This window comes from Lipingzhangella rawalii, from assembly GCF_031628175.1.
GTDB classification, from domain to species: Bacteria; Actinomycetota; Actinomycetes; order Streptosporangiales; family Streptosporangiaceae; genus Lipingzhangella_A; species Lipingzhangella_A rawalii.
On record NZ_JAVLVT010000005.1, the window covers coordinates 155,633 to 171,967 of the forward strand.

General features: G+C 69.2%; 13 protein-coding genes. 7 read left to right on the forward strand and 6 right to left on the reverse strand.

Going from position 1 to position 16,335, the window contains the following annotated elements:
* The first annotated feature begins 85 nt into the window (after positions 1 to 85).
* The gene (locus RIF23_RS11740; protein ID WP_310912529.1) at positions 86 to 1,075 is read left to right on the forward strand and encodes a glycerophosphodiester phosphodiesterase; all 990 of its coding nucleotides are present in this window, start codon (positions 86 to 88) and stop codon (positions 1,073 to 1,075) included.
* 84 nt (positions 1,076 to 1,159) lie between these two features.
* Here RIF23_RS11740 and RIF23_RS11745 read toward each other — a convergent pair whose 3' ends face one another.
* Complete coding sequence (locus RIF23_RS11745; protein WP_310912530.1) at positions 1,160 to 2,737, reverse strand: beta-N-acetylhexosaminidase; 1,578 nt, start codon at positions 2,735 to 2,737, stop codon at positions 1,160 to 1,162.
* 197 nt (positions 2,738 to 2,934) lie between these two features.
* Here RIF23_RS11745 and RIF23_RS11750 point away from each other — a divergent pair, with 197 nt between their 5' ends.
* A complete protein-coding gene (locus tag RIF23_RS11750; RefSeq protein ID WP_310912531.1) occupies positions 2,935 to 3,417 on the forward strand; it encodes a hypothetical protein in 483 nt (160 codons plus the stop codon).
* Positions 3,418 to 4,484: 1,067 nt separating this feature from the next.
* On the opposite strand, the gene RIF23_RS11755 is transcribed toward RIF23_RS11750, so the two are convergent.
* The gene (locus RIF23_RS11755) at positions 4,485 to 5,435 is read right to left on the reverse strand and encodes a LysR family transcriptional regulator (RefSeq protein WP_310912532.1); all 951 of its coding nucleotides are present in this window, start codon (positions 5,433 to 5,435) and stop codon (positions 4,485 to 4,487) included.
* A gap of 134 nt (positions 5,436 to 5,569) precedes the next feature.
* Here RIF23_RS11755 and RIF23_RS11760 point away from each other — a divergent pair, with 134 nt between their 5' ends.
* The 4 genes from RIF23_RS11760 (at position 5,570) to RIF23_RS11775 (ending at position 9,384) form a co-directional block, all read left to right on the forward strand.
* Positions 5,570 to 6,844, forward strand: coding sequence for a pyridoxal phosphate-dependent aminotransferase (locus RIF23_RS11760; RefSeq protein ID WP_310912533.1), 1,275 nt, complete (start codon positions 5,570 to 5,572; stop codon positions 6,842 to 6,844).
* A 109-nt stretch (positions 6,845 to 6,953) separates the two neighbouring features.
* Positions 6,954 to 7,361: a DUF488 domain-containing protein gene (locus RIF23_RS11765; RefSeq protein ID WP_310912534.1), complete on the forward strand. Its 408-nt coding sequence runs from the start codon at positions 6,954 to 6,956 to the stop codon at positions 7,359 to 7,361.
* A 147-nt stretch (positions 7,362 to 7,508) separates the two neighbouring features.
* A complete protein-coding gene (locus RIF23_RS11770) occupies positions 7,509 to 7,802 on the forward strand; it encodes a DUF6457 domain-containing protein (RefSeq protein ID WP_310912535.1) in 294 nt (97 codons plus the stop codon).
* A 160-nt stretch (positions 7,803 to 7,962) separates the two neighbouring features.
* Positions 7,963 to 9,384: an alanine/glycine:cation symporter family protein gene (locus RIF23_RS11775; protein ID WP_310912536.1), complete on the forward strand. Its 1,422-nt coding sequence runs from the start codon at positions 7,963 to 7,965 to the stop codon at positions 9,382 to 9,384.
* Between the two features lie 218 nt (positions 9,385 to 9,602).
* Here RIF23_RS11775 and thiD read toward each other — a convergent pair whose 3' ends face one another.
* The 3 genes from thiD to RIF23_RS11790 form a co-directional block, all read right to left on the reverse strand.
* A complete protein-coding gene (gene thiD / locus RIF23_RS11780) occupies positions 9,603 to 10,424 on the reverse strand; it encodes a bifunctional hydroxymethylpyrimidine kinase/phosphomethylpyrimidine kinase (RefSeq protein WP_310912537.1) in 822 nt (273 codons plus the stop codon).
* Between the two features lie 93 nt (positions 10,425 to 10,517).
* Positions 10,518 to 11,543, reverse strand: a complete 1,026-nt coding sequence (locus RIF23_RS11785; protein WP_310912538.1) for a DUF368 domain-containing protein — start codon at positions 11,541 to 11,543, stop codon at positions 10,518 to 10,520.
* A 183-nt stretch (positions 11,544 to 11,726) separates the two neighbouring features.
* The gene (locus tag RIF23_RS11790; RefSeq protein ID WP_310912539.1) at positions 11,727 to 13,397 is read right to left on the reverse strand and encodes a serine/threonine-protein kinase; all 1,671 of its coding nucleotides are present in this window, start codon (positions 13,395 to 13,397) and stop codon (positions 11,727 to 11,729) included.
* 165 nt (positions 13,398 to 13,562) lie between these two features.
* On the opposite strand from RIF23_RS11790, the gene rocD reads away from it, so the two are divergent.
* A complete protein-coding gene (rocD, locus tag RIF23_RS11795) occupies positions 13,563 to 14,834 on the forward strand; it encodes an ornithine--oxo-acid transaminase (protein WP_310912540.1) in 1,272 nt (423 codons plus the stop codon).
* A 343-nt stretch (positions 14,835 to 15,177) separates the two neighbouring features.
* Here rocD and RIF23_RS11800 read toward each other — a convergent pair whose 3' ends face one another.
* Positions 15,178 to 16,290: an SGNH/GDSL hydrolase family protein gene (locus tag RIF23_RS11800; protein ID WP_310912541.1), complete on the reverse strand. Its 1,113-nt coding sequence runs from the start codon at positions 16,288 to 16,290 to the stop codon at positions 15,178 to 15,180.
* Between the last annotated feature and the right edge of the window lie 45 nt (positions 16,291 to 16,335).

Here is a 16,335-nt window from a genome sequence, read left to right on the forward strand (position 1 = left end):
GGCGGCCGAACGGCACTGCCAGCAGAACCGCCCCATCCACCAACGACAGGACATCCGATCCTGGTTGCACGACAGGAGTGCTGTGGTGAACTCTGCCCAGTTCGTATTCGACGATCCCCAAGCTCGCCCCGCGCTGAACCTGCGCCGCGCTTCCCTCCGCATCACGGCTGTCACGGCCGGATTGACGATGGTCGCCCTGTCCAGCACAGGCGTGGCCAACGCCGAGCGCGGCGCGCCAGCCGCCCCGAATACCGACGACGTCGGTGTCCCCGGGCCACCACACAGTTCCGAGGTCCTCGACATCGCGCATCGTGGAGCCTCCGGTTACGCCCCGGAGAACACCCTCGCGGCCATCGAGGAAGCCGCCCAGCGTGGCGCGAGCACTGTCGAGACCGATGTGCAGCGCACCGCGGACGGTGAGTTGATCTTCATGCACGACGCCGACCTGACCCGGACCACCGACGCAGCGGATGTGTATCCGGACCGCGACTCCTACGACGTCGCCGACTTCACCCTGGACGAGATTCGGGAACTTGACGCCGGCTCCTGGTTCAGCGAGGAGTTCGCGGGCGAGCCGGTTCCCACCCTTCAGGAGGGCCTGGACCTGATGCGTGAGCTGAAGCTGGGGTTCCTGCTGGAGATCAAACTCTCGCATCGCTATCCGGGAATCGACGAGGATATCGCCGAGGTCCTGTACGACAATCCCTGGTTCCTCTCCCCGGGGGCGCTTCCCGGACGTCCCGGCTACGACCGGTTGGCGATCCAGGACTTCAACTGGGACACCGTGCAAAGCTCCCGCGAGCTCTACCCCGACCACGTCCCGCACGGGCTGCTCGGGGTGGTTCCCGAGGACGAGCTCCAGGCGTACGGCGCGTGGGCCGATCAGGTGAACCCGAATCACAGCCTGATCGATGCCGACTATGTCGCCGCGGTCCAGGACGCGGGCATGGAGGTGCACGTCTACACCGTCAATGACCCAACCGACATGCGCCGGGCCATCGATCGCGGCGTGGACGGCGTCATCACCGACTACGTCGACGTTCTCCACGGGGTCATCGCCGAGAACCAGACGTAGCGCCCCCAGTGGCCCGGTCCGTGGCCCCAGCAGCCGCGGTGGTGGCCGGCGGTGCCGGGGTGGGGCACGATCCCCACCTCGGCCTCAGGACCGGCCCGCAACCCCCGGGCGTTGCTGCCAGGGGTGGGGACCGGACCGGGGACGGTATTCGACTCCGAGCGCGTCCAGACGCCGGAGGTGTTCGGTCAGGCGCGGGAGAAACTCCTGGTAAGAACGCTGCCCCCGCATCCACACCGATTCGGCGAAGGCCGAAACCCGCGGGAAAGCCATGTAGTCGACACGGCGTGCCGAGTCCAGGTGTTCACTCCAGATGTTGACCTGTCCCCCCAGGACGTGCTCGGCTTCCCGGGCACTCAGTTCACCGGGAACGGTCTCGGCCGTGTACACGTCTTCCAGACTCAACCGCGGCCCCACGGGAATCGGTTCCTGCGGGTCGTCGGACTGCCGGTAATCGAGGTAGGAGGTCTCGACGGGGCACATGATCACGTCATGGCCCGCCCGGGCCGCATCGATCCCGCCGCTGGTGCCCCGCCAGGACAACACGGTCGCCCCCGGTGCGAGACCGCCCTGGAGAATCTCGTCCCAGCCCAACAGCCGGCGCCCATGCGCGGTGAGGAAGTCGTCAAGCTGGCGGATGAACCAGCTCTGTAGCTCCTCCTCGTCCGCCAAACCCTCGGCGCGGATCCGTTCCTGGGCTTCGGGGCTGGCTCGCCACTGGTCCTTGGGGCACTCGTCTCCCCCCACACAGATATAGGGGCTGGGAAACAGGTCCATCAGTTCGGTGAAGACCCCCCGGTAGAAGTCCAGCGTCGCATCGGAGACGTTGAGAACCTCCGGAATGATGCCCCACTGCGTCGCCACCTCCAGGGTGGCGCCGGAGCCGAGTTCGGGGTAGGCGGCGATCGCGGCCTGGGAATGCCCCGGCACATCCACTTCGGGAACCACCGTGATGTGCCGCTGTGCGGCGTAGGCGACGATCTCACGAATATCGTCCTGGGTGTAGTACCCGCCGTGGGGGCGGTCATCGAAGGTCGGTGGCTGGCTCGCACCCACCTGACTTTCCCGCCGCCAGGAGGAGACCTCCGTGAGTTTGGGGTAACGCTGGATCTCGACCCGCCAGCCCTGGTCGTCGGTCAGGTGCAGATGCAGCACATTGAGCTTGTGCATCGCGAGCAGATCGATGTAACGCAGAATCTCGCGTTTGGGCAGGAAGTGCCGGGCGACATCCAGCATCACGCCTCGCCAGCGAAAGCGGGGACTGTCCGCGATATCCACCGCGGCGAGTTCCAACTTCTCGGTTCCGTGCACGGGGGCCTGACGGAAACTGCTGGCAGGCAGGAGCTGGCGCAGGGTCTGCGCGCCGTAGAACACGCCCGCCGGATCCGTCCCGAGGATGCGCACGCCATCCGGGGTCACGGTGAGGCGATACCCCTCCGAGGGCTCGCCCAGGGAGGCATCCACCGTGAGTTCGATCGTCGGGGCATCTCCGCTCTGGGGTGCCGTCAGGGGGAGTCCGGTGGCCGCGCCCAGCTCGCGTCGCAGCCAGTTCGCCGTGGCGACGGCCTCCGAGTTGGCGTCGAGGGTGCTGGTGATGTCCAGCTGGAGCGTGCCCTGGCCCGGGGTGAGTTCACGGGGATGGGGTACGGGGGCGGTGGTGGTCACGAGTGATCCTCCTGATCCGGTCTAGACCAGGTCCATCGTCGCATGTGGATGTGTATCGGCGCATGGGGTAGGACGATCCGATGTATAGGTGTGTCACCAATTCGTTGTCGGGATTGCGCAGTTTTTACGGGGTGACAGAACGTTGTTGCTCGAACACGGGAAACACCGTAGGTGTGTGGTTTTGGACGCGGACGAGGATGCCCCGGCGCACCGGCCAGCGCGCACGGGCCCTGCACCTGCGTGCCCGGGTCGAACAACTGGAGACCGAGGTGGTGTGTGCCGCGGACAATATGGCCACCTTGGAGGAGGAACACGCCCAACTGGACCGCAGGGTGGACAAGCTCGAGGAGGAGCTTGCGCAGGTCCGCCGGGAGCGTCTGGATACCTACACCCGGTGGTGGCGGGAGCGGGAGCGGCACAACCGCTCCCGGCACCTGATCCGACGGCTGCGTCGGCGCCTGGGCCGGCTACGGCGTGCCGCGGACCGGGCCGACGGGGCTGTCCATCCCAGCGGCAGCGATGGTTCCGAGAACGCGAACAGTCTCGACCCCGGAAACCGGTCCGACCAGTACTCTGACAACGGGCGCGCGCAGGGTCACGGGGACATGCGCGTCTCGGATGGACAGGGCAACAGCGAGCCCAGATCGCAGGTTGACGGGTCCAGTCGCCGACACGGTTAGGCCGGATACTGCGGGGCTGAAGTGCTCGCCTGGTGGGGGCGCCTTGGCGGTGAGCCCTGCCCGTTCCCATGTTGGTCTGGAATACGGACATAGGGCTCCCACGGGCGTCCCAGATCCTGGTCCGGGCACTGACCGATCCGCGCGCGCCGTGTTGGCCGCCGGCGGCGTCGCGCCCTGGGGGCGCTCCCCCGCACGACGGCCAGCGGGGTGGGGGCGGTGGTTGTGGGGGCGCCTTGGCGGTGAGCCCTGCCCGTTCCCATGTTGGTCTGGAATACGGACATAGGGCTCCCACGGGCGTCCCAGATCCTGGTCCGGGCACTGACCGATCCGCGCGCGCCGTGTTGGCCGCCGGCGGCGTCGCGCCCTGGGGGCGCTCCCCCGCACGACGGCCAGCGGGGTGGGGGCGTGGTGGCTGTGGGGGCGTAGCCCTTGTGGTGGGGGTGTTTCTCAGCGTGGTGGCCGTGCGGGTCGTGGTGGTCGTCGGTGGTGCCGCGCCTGGGGTGCTTTTCCGCAGGGTGGCCGGTGGGGTGTTGGGGTGGGGGTGGTTGGCATCGCGCGCGCCGTGTTGGCCGCCGGCGGCGTCGCGCCCTGGGGGCGTTCCCCCGCACGACGGCCAACGAGTGTGGATGCGGTGGCCGTGGAACGCATCCCGCTACCCGGGGGATGCGCCCACCAGCCGCCCCACATCCCGCTGGCCGTCGTGCGGCGGACCACGGCGCTCCCATCACAGGGGCACCCCCACAGCCACCGTGCCCCCACACCCCGCTGGCCGTCGTGCGGGGGAGCGCCCCGGAAACAGGACACCACTGGTGACCACCACGGCGCGACGCCGCCGGCGGCCAACACGGCGCGCAAGGTCAACCAATCACCGCCACCACGATCCCCTCGGGGACGGTGAGGCCTGCGGCTTCCTCGTGCCGCCCGGGTGCATCCCCACGGCGGGGACGCCGTGGTCTCCCACGCACCACGGGCCACCGGGCAGGCCGCCGTCCCCGGCACCCGCGCCCCAGAGCTGCGGGCCGTCACGTCACATCGTGCCCCCGCGGATATCCCAGTGGTCGGCACATCTAGCTCGGGTCGGGCTCTACGGGCAGTTCGGCGCTCAGGGTGCGGTTGATGTCGTGGGCCGCTGAGTGGATGGCCTGGAGCGTGACGTTCACGGCGGGGCGACGGACCCTGGCCGCGCGTACCACCGCGTAGACGTCGCGTACCGGGGCGTCCCCGGGAAGGCGTCGGAATCCGAGGCCGGCCGTTCCCGCGGTGAGTGCCAGCGAAGGCACGGTAGCGATCCCGATTCCCCGGGCGACCAGGCTCAGGATCGTGCCCAGACCCTCGAACTCCCAGGCTGTGGTGGGGGCTCCGACGACGTTGGCCAGGAGAGTGTCGGTGGCTCTGCGGGAGGGCTCCCCACTCGGAGTGGCCAACCAGGACTCCTCGGCCAGCTCCCGCAGATCGACGGGACGCTCCTGGTCGGCCATGGGGTGTGTCTCCGGCACAACCAGCACCATGGGGTCGCGCAGCAGGTGATAGTAGCGCAGTTTTCCCGCGGCGGTGTCGGGCGTTCGTCCGGACCAGTCGTCGATCAGCGCGATCTCTGAGCTTCCCTCACTGACCTTCTGGACTCCGGTGCCTTTCAGTGCCTGACGGAGGATCAGGCGCATGGCGGTATGTTCGCGCAGGCTGTGGGCCAGGGCGGGGGCGAATGCGACGGCGGCGGTGGGAAAGGCGGTTACCGACACCTCGCCGACCGCGGCGTCGGTCTGCTCGGCCAGCACGGACTCCGCGGCCTCGACCATGGCCAGGATCTGTTCGGCGTGTTGCACGAGGAGTCGGCCCGAGTCCGTGAGTTCCGCACTGCGGGCCGTCCGATCCAACAACGGGGTGCCCGCTTCGCGCTCCAGCCGTCCGATCTGCTGGGAGACCGCCGCGGGGGTGTAGCCGAGGGCCGCGGCAGCTCCGGCGATGCTGCCCTGTCGGGAGAACTCATGCAGGATACGGAGACGTCGAAGATCGAGCATAAGGTCAGCTTATGCTATGCATCGAAATTCGTTGCTTGTGCTAATGGATTGAGCGGGGCAGGATAGGGAGTGACCGGGACAAACGCAATGGTTGTCCACGCGATAATCCCCGAGTATGCGGAGTTGATCTCTTCATGCCTGTCGCCGTGTCCGCGACACTTGCCGCTAATGAGGCCCTCGCGCGCAAGCGCGGTGCGGGGGAGCCCGTACTACCGATGGCGTTCGGAGAGGCAGGACTGCCCGTCCACCCGGAGCTGCGGGCAGCCCTCACCGACGGTTCTGAGTACGGCGGATACGGGCCGGTCGCCGGCAGTAGCCGTCTGCGCGACGCCGCAGCCGGCTACTGGGAACGCCGGGGACTGCCCACCGATCTGGAGCTCGTGGTTGCTGGCCCCGGGAGCAAGCCACTGCTGTACAGCCTGTTGCTCGGCATTGGCGGCGATGTCGCCATGGCCAGCCCGAGCTGGGTGAGCTATGCGGCACAGACCCAGCTCGCGGGACGCGAACCCGTCTTCGTGCCCACCCCCCCGACCCAGGGCGGGGTTCCCGAGCCCGATCTGCTGGCCCAGGCCGTTCGGGAGGCACGGGGCCGGGGCCGCAGTGTGCGCGCGGTCATCGTCACCCAGCCCGACAACCCCACCGGCACCCTCGCGACGCGGGACACGATCCAGCGTTTGGCCGAGGTGGCCCGGGAACTGGACCTGGTGGTCATCTCGGACGAGATCTACCGGGATCTGGTGCACGATCCCACCGTGTCCGTCACCAGTCCCGCGGAGTTCGCCCCCGAACGCACGGTGATCAGTACCGGCCTGAGCAAGAATCTCGCACTGGGCGGATGGCGCCTGGGGATCGTTCGGCTGCCGGACAGCCCGCTGGGGCAGCGGCTGCACGCCGAACTGGTGGGAGTGGCCAGCGAGATCTGGTCCAGCCCCGCCGGACCCATCCAGCACGCGGCCGCCTACGCCCTCGACGAGCCGCGGGAGCTGGTGGACCACATCCACCGCAGCCGGCGACTACACGGAATCGTCGCCCACGCCGTGGCCGACCGGTTCGCCGCGGCGGGGGTGCTCGCGGTGCCGCCGCAGGGCGCGTTCTACCTCTATCCGGATTTCGCCGGCTGGCGGGACCAGCTGGCAGGGAACCACGGGGTGGCTACGGGGGCCGACCTCGCGGCCTTCCTGCTGGAGAATTTCGGCCTCGGGGTGTTGCCGGCATCCGAGTTCGGTGAGGGAACGGAGGCACTCCGGGTTCGGGCCTCGGTCAGCCTCCTGTACGGCGACACCGAAGCCCAGCGCTACGCCGCGCTCGCTGCGGAGGACCCGCTGGCCCTGCCGTGGGTGCGCCAGCACCTTGACCGGCTCACCGAGGTGCTCGCCATGGCCGGCCGGGGATGTGCGGTGACCTGCTGAGCCGCACTGTGCACACGGGCCGGGCTGGCCAGTACGGGGGCGCCGGGCGGGTCCGGCCCGCCTGGGCGACCCCCGGTTACGGAGACACCACCGGGGGAATGCAGCCGGCGTGAAACCGACATGCTGCACTCCCCAGATCTGCCGGGTCTATACCGCACTCCGTGGGGAAGTGCCGCCTGGGGCGCGCTTCCTCGTTGACCGGCTGTGGCCCCGCGGCGTCGCCGCGTCCCGACTGCTGCTGGAAGGCTGGCTTCGTGAGGTCGCCCCCAGCTCCGCACTCCGAAACTGGTTCGGGCACGATCCCGGACGCTGGGAGCAGTTCCGCACTGCCTACCTGGACGAGCTGGCCGAGCGGCCGGAAGCCGTGGAACCGATCCTGAGCGCCCTGGGGAACGGTCCGGTGGTCCTGCTCTACGCGGCCAGGGACACCGAGCACAACCACGCCCTGGTTCTCCGCGACCATGTGGCAGCGCTCTGCGCGCAACGGGCCACCCAGGGTGGGCCGGAGCGTTCATGAGCGCGACGCCAGCCCGCCACGGCCCCCACCAGCGGCCGACCGGCGGGATCCCCTGGCGTGTCGCGTTCCCGCGCGGGATGTCCTAAGGTTATGCCGTCGATACGCTGTGTCGACAACAGTGATGGCCGCAGCTGAGAGGAGTCCCGCGTGCAGCTGACCGAGTGGGCGCGGCTGGTACGCGCGGAGCTGGCTATGGAAGCCGAGGACAGCGGCTCCGGTCCGCGACCCGACAGGCTCACCCAGGCGGACATCACCCGAGTGCTCGATGTTGCCAGGGACGCTGCCCACAGCGTCACGCGCCCCGCGGCGCCGGTTACCACCTATCTGATGGGGATCGCGGTGGGGCGCGGCGCCGATCCGGAGGCCGTGGCGGCCACCTTGCGAGAGCTTGCGTTGGCGCAGGCCAGCGAGCCGGACGAGGACAGTTCCCCGGCTGGGTAGTTGAGAGCGGGATGTCGGGCAACCGTGACACCGTAGTGACGAATCGGTGTAAATCTGGCACGGCGTCGTTGCCGCCACAGCTGACTCTCCGGTCACTGTCGACACCACAAGTGAGCGACGCCGATGGTGGCACCCCCACTGATGAATAGGGAGCACAGGCATGGAGCAACTCGGGGACATCCTCGATCTGTTAAGCGGCATCATCTGGGGCCCGTGGGTGCTGATCCCACTGCTGTTGGCCACCGGAGTCTTCCTGACCGCCCGCCTCAAGGCGCTACAGCTCTGGACGTTGCCGCACGCGTTGTGGCTGGCCCTGATCCGTCGTAAGGAGCACGACGAGACCGAGGGCGACATCTCCCATTACCAGGCGCTGAGCACCGCCCTGGCCGCGACGATCGGAATCGGCAACATCGGTGGTGTCGCCTCGGCGATCGCGATCGGCGGGCCGGGCGCCCTCTTCTGGATGTGGGTCACCGGGCTGCTGGGCATGGCCACCAAGTACAGCGAGGCGCTGCTGGGGGTTAAGTACCGCGAACGTGACGCCAAGGGCCAACAGAGCGGTGGCCCCATGTTCTACCTGAAGAACGGGATCGAGGGGAACCTGGGCCTGATCCTGGGTGGCGCCTTCGCCGTCTTCGGCGCCATCGCCGCCTTCGGGATCGGCAATGGTCTCCAGGCCGGTCAGGCCTCCGGACAGCTGGAGGACACCTGGGGTGTTCCGCAGTGGCTGACCGGTGTGCTGCTCGTCGTCGCCGCCGGTGCCGTGATCCTCGGCGGAATCAAGAGCATCGGTCGTGCCGCGGCAGCGATTGTCCCGTTCATGGCGCTCGTCTACATCTTCAGCGCCATCTTCGTGCTGATCGTGTTCGTCGGTGACCTTCCCGCGGCGCTCGCGCAGGTGTTCAGCGACGCCTTCACCGGCAACGCTCTCGTCGGTGGGACCACGGGCGCCGCCATCATGATCGCTCTCCAGATGGGCCTGGCGCGTGGCATCTTCTCCAACGAGTCCGGTCTGGGCACCGGCGCCATCGCGGCGGCGGCCGCCAAGACCACCCAGCCGGTGCGTCAGGCCATGGTCTCCATGACCCAGACCTTCATCGACACCCTCATCGTGGTCACCCTGACCGGACTCACCCTGATCGTCACCGGCGTGTGGGAGGCCGGCGAAGACGGTTACGAGGCCGACGTGCTGATGACCTCGGCCGCCTTCGACCAGGGACTGCCCCTGGAAATCATGGGGATCGGTCTGGGCACGCACGTGATCACCTTCAGCGTGCTGATCTTCGCGTTCACCACCATGCTGGGCTGGTCCTACTACGGTGAGCGGTGCATGGACTTCCTGTTCGGCCGGGGTGCGGTTGTGCCCTACCGGGTGGTGTTCGTCGGGCTGATCTTCGTCGGTGCGACCGTGCCGCTGGACCTGCTGTGGACCTTCTCCGACATCTTCAACGGCCTGATGGCACTGCCCAACCTGCTCGGGCTGCTCCTGCTGTCGCCGGTGATCGTGGCGGAGACACGCCGCTACTTCAACAACCCGCAGTGGAAGAATCCCGATCTGAAGATTCCGGACGTGCGGGAGTAGGAACCGCACCGGCACGGATACGGCACACGGTGGGGGCGGGATCACGATTCCGCCCCCACCGGCCTTACCGGCCCCCCATCGGCGTCCCTGTTCCTCTCGTGTGGGGTTCACTCCAGACGTCATAGCCGCCCTGAGCCCACCCGCACCGGTGCCCGGGCCCACCGGTGGCGCCGCGCCCCAGGTCTGGTGGATACGGGAGGGGCCGGCTGCGGGGCCTACTACCGCGAGTCCTCCGGCTCGGGCCACCACGCGTGGAAGTGCTGTACCGGGCCGCGGCCGCGTCCAACGTTCAATTCGTCGGCGCGACGCAGGGCCTGAGTGAGATAGTCCTTGGCATCTCGGACCGCCTCGTGCACGGTCGGACGCTGCGGCAGCAGGGAGGCGATCGCCGAGGACAGTGTGCATCCGGTGCCATGCGTGTTGCGGGTGGCGACCCGTTCCGCGGACAGCGAGTCGGGGGCTGCCCCGGGCACGGCGAGCAGGTCGGTACTGGACTGTCCACTCAGATGTCCGCCCTTGACCAGTGCTCGCTGTGGTCCCAGTTCCAGCAGCCGGGTCGCCTGGTCCGCCATGGCGGCGAGGTCGTGGACCTCGGGCTCGTCCAGCAGATCAGCGGTCTCCGGGAGGTTGGGGGTGACGATGTGGGCCAGCGGCAGGAGGCGGCTGCGCAGGGCCTGCACGGCCTCGGCGGCGAGGAGCCGGTCTCCGCTCTGCGCCACCATGACCGGATCCACGACCACGTTGGGCAGTTCGTACTCCTCGACCGCATCGGCGACCGCGGCCACGATGTCGGCGTTGGCCAGCATGCCGATCTTGACCGCGTCCACCCGAACGTCGGCCAGCAGGGTCTCGAGCTGTTCGGTGACGAACTCCGCCGGGACGGCGTGCACCCCGGTAACCCCCGTGGTGGACTGCGCGGTCAGTGCGGTCGGTACCGCCATGCCGTAGCACCCGAGCGCGGAGAAGGTCTTGAGGTCTGCCTGGATACCGGCCCCGCCACTGGGGTCGCTGCCGGCAATGGTCAGGAGCTTATACGTCACGGAGGTCTCCTCGGTATGCGCTGACTCGCCCAGGTCATGCTCGCACTGGGACGCCGCGGGGGGCCACTCGGCCCGCCCCGGAGCCCCCGGGGCTCAGGAAGTTCCGGCCGGGGTCGAACCGGACGGGGTGGGGGCCGTGTTCGTGCTGCTCGCGGCCTGAGCGTCGCTCCCGTTATGGGGGCTGCGCGCCCGAACCATCCGCTCGATGACGAGGATGGCCGTGACCACCGCGAAGCCGGCCACGATCAGGGAGACGTTCAGCCCCACGTCGGTGGTGGGCGCCAACAGGCTACGATCCCCGTCCACCTCCCAGGGCTGCCAGGGCCACATGGCCCGCAGCGCCCCCGCCATCAGCCCGGTGATGATGACCAGGGTGACGCGGTGGTGGTGCTCCAGCAGCCACTGCAACACCTTGACAATGACCACCAGCCCGATGACCGCGCCCACGGCGAAGGTTCCGATGAAGGCGAAGTCCAGGTCCCGCGCGGCCTGGCTCGCGGGTTCGTAGACACCGAACACCTCCAGCAGGAACGCACCCGAAACCCCGGGCAGCACCAGCCCGGACACCGCGACGGAGGCGGCGCCCAGCACCGCGAGGGAACCCGGTTCCCCCTGGGCCATCGGAAGCCCGGTGAGGAAGAACGCGCCCGCGGTCATGACTGCGGCGAGTAGCCATTCGGGGGCGCGCCACCGCCCCCCGGACTGGCTGTAGGGCACCCACAGGGAGGCCAGAACCAGCCCGAAGAACACCGCCGAGGCCTGCGGCCGGTAGTGCTCCAACAGCGGGGCCAGCAGGGGCAGGCCGGTGGCGAAAGCCAGCACCATACCGATCAGAACCGCGACGACCACCGCCCAGTGTGCCTGGCGGAACTCACCGCTGGCACGCTGCCAACCGCGCCCACGGGGCAGGTCAGCGACCATGCACTTGATCCCGCTGAGCACGTGCCCCGCGGAGCTGATCAGGCGTTCGTACACCCCGGTGATCAGAGCGATGGTTCCACCGCTGACGCCGGGGACGATCTCCGCGGTACCGATAAGCGCACCGCGGATTCCGTTGAGCAGGTGGAATCCCGCCCGGGGGGCGGGGCGGTGCTGGGGGGATGTCGCTGCGTGGGCCATGCTCGAAAGACCTGTGTTCCCTCATGGTTCGATCGCGATGTGCTGCCCCAGTGTAGGGCCGCCAGCGCGACGGGGGAGCACGGCCGGGCCGCACCGTGTGGGCGTTGTCGGCTGGCCGGGCCGCCCACCAGCTGGGGTGGGGGCGCCGGAACCGGCCGGACCCGAGTGTGCGGGCCCGTGGCTTCACAGAATGTTCTCGGTGATCTCCTGCGCGGTATCCATCGCCTCCTCGGCGCGGATGGAGGACGCGTCGGTGCTGCTTCGGGCGGCGTCGTAGCAGGTGCGTACGTACAGACGCCCCGTTGCCGTACCCAGGCAGCCCACGTTGTTGTCCTCGTCGTACCACCGTTGTGCCCTGTCCCCGATGCCTTCGACCGGGGTGCCGCCGAACTCCTGGGCGTCGAGGTCCAGCTCGGTGGCCGCGGCCTCCGGGCCGTCCCGGTTGTCCAGCATGAGCACCGATGCGAAGCCGTCGGCCTCCTGGGTGGTGGGGGCGCTCTCCCATTCGCAGTACCGCCCGTCCCCCTGCGGATCGTCCAGGAACTCGTCGTCCTGCTGCTCCAGGTCGGGAATGTGGCGGGCCAGGACCTCCCCGTCCACATCGGCACACTCCGGTACGGGGTCCGCGCCCGCGACCACCCCCCGCTCTGACGCGGTTTCATTGGTGTCGGCGGTGTCGTCGTTGTCGCCGGCGGCGTTCGCGTCCTCCGCGGCCACCTGCGCGGGGTCGTCCCCGCCCGTCCCGACGACCTGGGTCACCAGGAGCACACCGACGATGCCGAGGATCGCGACGACCAGCACACCCGCTGTCACCAGGGCGACGATTCGGCCGGTGCTGGATCCGGCCCCGGACTTCTCGGCGGCGGGCGGAGCCCAGTGCGGGGGTGGTGCATGCTGTGCGGGTCCGGGATGCGGGGCCGGCCCCGGCAGGGCCTCCGCCGGCCGTGGGTCGGAATCGTGGGGTGGCGCAGCCCTATGGGCAGCCTCGGGGGGCGGGGCTGCGCCGGGGGCGGTGTCCGGGGACTCGTGCGCGGCCACCGCCCCGGGGTCCGAGCCCACGGCACGCAGTCGCGATTCCAGGGTGGAAACGTCGGGGCGGGCGGTGGGATCCCGGCTGAGGAGCTGCTCCAGCAGGGGCCACAGGGATCCGGCGCGCTGCGGAGGATCGGGGTCGGTGGTCAGGGGGGCCATGGCGGTGGCGGCCGCGGTCTCGCGCCGATAGGCCGGGCGGCCCTCCACCAGATAGTAGAGGGTGGCGCCCAGAGCCCACAGATCGGCGGCGGGGCCGACCTGGTCCTGCTGGAGCTGTTCCGGGGCCAGATAGCCGGGGGTGCCGATCACCCCCGCCTGGGTCAGTCCACTCTCGCCCTGCTGGGTGGCGATACCGAAGTCGGTGAGGACCACCTGGTCCTCGTCGTCGATCATGATGTTCGCGGGCTTGATGTCCCGGTGCAGCACCCCGGCCTCGTGGGCGCGGCGGAGTGCGCTGGCGGCCTGCGCCCCCACGTCGGCGGCCCGGGCCGGGGTGAGCGGACCCTGTTCCGCGACGATACTGTCCAGACCGCGTCCCTCGATGAGCTCCATAACCACCCAGGGGCGTTCGTCCACACGCACCACGTCGTGCACGGTCACGATCGCGGGATGGTTGAGCTGGGCGCAGATCCGGGCCTCGCGCATCGTGCGTTCCACGAGTCGGTCCCGCTCGTCGGGGGGCAGCCCTTCGGCGATGCGGACTTCCTTCACGGCCACCGAGCGGTCCAGTAACTCGTCGTGGCCCAGCCACACCGTCCCCATTCCGCCGCGGCCGATGGTGTCCACCAGTCGGTACCGCTGTGCCAGCAGGCGCTCAGACATGACAGCGACCATATCGGGAGATAACGGCGGTAGGGGAGTCGAGGACGGCGGCGAACCGCCGCGCAACCACTATTGCGCCGGCGATGGGATGTTTGGTCCACTACCTGGGTGCCCCGGCGGCGACCGACCCCGCCGGAACGATCAACGGTGATCGGAGGAGGACTCATGAGCCATCCGCTCAGTGTCACATCGAGCGCGGCCAACGGTGGAAACCCCGCCGGGTCCGCGGATTCGGTATCGGAACACATCGCGGCTGCCACCGCGCACTCGGCCCACAACTACAAGCCATTGCCAGTCGTGCTCGCCGAGGGGGAGGGGGCTTGGGTCACCGACGTGACCGGTCGTCGTTACCTGGACTTTCTCGCGGGCTACTCCGCGCTCAACTTCGGTCACCGCAATCCGGAGCTGCTCGGCGCCGCCCAACGCCAGCTGGAGCGGCTAACCCTCACCAGCCGGGCCTTCCATAATGACCAGTTCGCCCCCTATGTGCGTGCCCTGGCCCGCCTGGTGGGCAAGGACCAGGTCCTTCCGATGAACACCGGGGTCGAAGCCGTCGAGTCGGCCATCAAGGTCGCCCGTAAGTGGGGATATGAGGTCAAGGGAGTGCCCGAGGGCGCGGCCACGATCGTGGTCGCCGGAGGTAACTTCCACGGACGTACCACCACCGTGATCTCGTTCTCGCAGGATGCCGACGCCTACACGGGGTTCGGCCCCTACACCCCCGGCTTTCGGGTGGTGCCCTACGGTGACGCCGACGCCGTCGCCGAGGCGATTGACGAGACCACCGCTGCCGTGCTTGTCGAACCGATCCAGGGAGAGGCCGGGGTGGTGGTTCCCCCCACCGACTACCTGCCCCGTCTCCGAGACCTGTGCGACCAGCGCCGAATTCTGCTAATCGCCGACGAGGTGCAGTCGGGGCTCGGACGGACCGGCACCGTCCTCGCCTGCGAGCATGCGGGCATCGAAGCGGATGCCTACGTGCTGGGCAAGGCGTTGGGCGGGGGAATCCTGCCGGTGTCGGCGGTGGTCGCCGACAGTGACGTTCTCGGGGTACTCCAGCCGGGGCAGCACGGCAGCACCTTCGGTGGCAACCCCCTCGCCTGCGCGGTTGGGCGGGAGGTCGTGCGCCTGCTGGAGGAAGGTCCGTACCTCGCCGACGCGCGACGGCTGGGAGAGAAGCTGCATGCGCGGGTGCAGGGCTTCCTCGGCCGGGGCCTGGTCGCGGTGCGTGGCCTGGGTCCGTGGGCCGGACTGGACGTGGATCCGGCGCTCGCCACTGGCCGGCAGCTGTGCGAGCGCCTGGCCGAGCGTGGAGTTCTGGTCAAGGACACCCACGGCTCGACCATTCGGCTGTCCCCGCCGCTCACCCTGAGCGCCGAGGATCTCGACTGGGGCTTGGACCAGATCGAGTCGGTGCTGACCGAACTGGCTCGGTGACGGGGCTCATGTCCCGGTGACCAATGCTGGCCGTCGTGCGGGGCGTGCCGCCAGGCGCGATGCCGCCGGCGGCCGGGGCGGTGCGTGCGGGTGGCCAGGTGCCGGCACCAGGCTCTCAGTGGACCTGGCCGCGGGGCTCGTTCTGTCGCTGGGTAGGGGCCAGTCGCGGGCGGCGTCGCGCGCGGGACGCACTAGTCCCGCACCGCGGCCCGCTGCCGCCCCTGAGTCACCCCCATCGGCCGTTCCTGGCCCCCATCGGCCTTCCCCAGCCCCTATCCCTTGAGGGCTGCCCCCCAGACGCTAATACCGCCCCAATTTCGCCCAGTCAAACGCCGGCCCGGGCTCAGCTGTCGCCGGCGGCCAGCGGGCCGTCGGCGACCCGGTCCAGGGTGTTCTGACGCACGTAGACCTCCCGGCCGGGTCCGTCCTCGACCTGCTCGGCGACCCGGTCCCCGACGGCGCTCTGCCCGGCGGCGGTGGGGTGGAACGTGGCCCGGTCCACGGTGACCGCCTGCTGCGTCCCGCGGTCGAGAATCACCCCGTTCACCCAGGACTCGTCCGTGCTCACCTCGTGCCCGTCCAGGGCGTCGTAGGTGTCCACGAACTCGACCGAGCCCACGGCCCCGGCCTCGGCAATCTGCGCATCGGTTTCCACCACCGCATCACGGATCTGGTTGTTGAACCGTTGGATCGTGGTGTTGAGCCAGCTCTGGTCGCCCGTGCTCAGTGTGTAGTACATGCTCTGTGGATCCTCGGGGAAGATCCGGGGGTAGCCAACGACCAGGACGCGCGCGTCGGGGGCGCGGGTGCGCACCTCGGTCAGGAGCTCGGCGAAGGTGTCCTCGAACTCCTCCATCCGGTCCTCGATCTCGTCCTCCTGCCCGACACAGGCGTTGCGGTCGACGAACGGGACGCGGAGCATGCAGGCCTGGAGCACGCTGGAGAAACCGATGTCGTTGCCCCCGATTCCGATGGTCACCAGGGAGGTTTCCGGGGTCAGCGCCGCCAGCTGTGCGTGCTCCTCGTCCAGGTTCTCCAGCATGGAGGAGCCACGCTGTCCGCTACAGGCAAGGAAGGACAGGTTTCCAGCGAAGTCGCTGGACTCGGCGAGCCGGTGGGGGTAGGCGTTGGCGGAGCGGTAGCAGTTGCGGTCCCGCTGTGTCTCGTTGCTGTAGTCGTCCGCCCCGTCCCCAGAGGAGTAGGAGTCCCCCAGCGCCACGTAGTGTCCCCACGTCGCCGCGTCCTGCGGGGCCAGCTCCTGGCGCCACGCGGGGTCGTCCTCCTCGTCCGGGCCGGGTTCTCCCGGAACCGGGGGACACCCCAGGCCCAGGAGTGCGCAGGAGGCGTTCTGTATCGCGGTTCGAGTGGCCGGGACGGAGGCGAGTACCACACAGATGATCAGAACCGACGCGATGCTGACGGTGATGATCCAGCCCCGCCTGCCGAGCGACGGCATCCACTGCTCCTCTTGTCTGCTTCGGCCGGAATATCCCTCCAGAGA

Bases quoted from the DNA above. Each gene is read 5' to 3' on its own strand.
- rocD (WP_310912540.1), top strand. From the start codon at position 13,563: ATGAGCCATCCGCTCAGTGTCACATCGAGCGCGGCCAACGGTGGAAAC.
- RIF23_RS11790 (WP_310912539.1), bottom strand. From the start codon at position 13,397: ATGTCTGAGCGCCTGCTGGCACAGCGGTACCGACTGGTGGACACCATC.
- RIF23_RS11755 (WP_310912532.1), bottom strand. From the start codon at position 5,435: ATGCTCGATCTTCGACGTCTCCGTATCCTGCATGAGTTCTCCCGACAG.
- RIF23_RS11750 (WP_310912531.1), top strand. From the start codon at position 2,935: ATGCCCCGGCGCACCGGCCAGCGCGCACGGGCCCTGCACCTGCGTGCC.
- RIF23_RS11800 (WP_310912541.1), bottom strand. From the start codon at position 16,290: ATGCCGTCGCTCGGCAGGCGGGGCTGGATCATCACCGTCAGCATCGCG.
- RIF23_RS11775 (WP_310912536.1), top strand. From the start codon at position 7,963: ATGGAGCAACTCGGGGACATCCTCGATCTGTTAAGCGGCATCATCTGG.
- RIF23_RS11760 (WP_310912533.1), top strand. From the start codon at position 5,570: ATGCCTGTCGCCGTGTCCGCGACACTTGCCGCTAATGAGGCCCTCGCG.
- RIF23_RS11785 (WP_310912538.1), bottom strand. From the start codon at position 11,543: ATGGCCCACGCAGCGACATCCCCCCAGCACCGCCCCGCCCCCCGGGCG.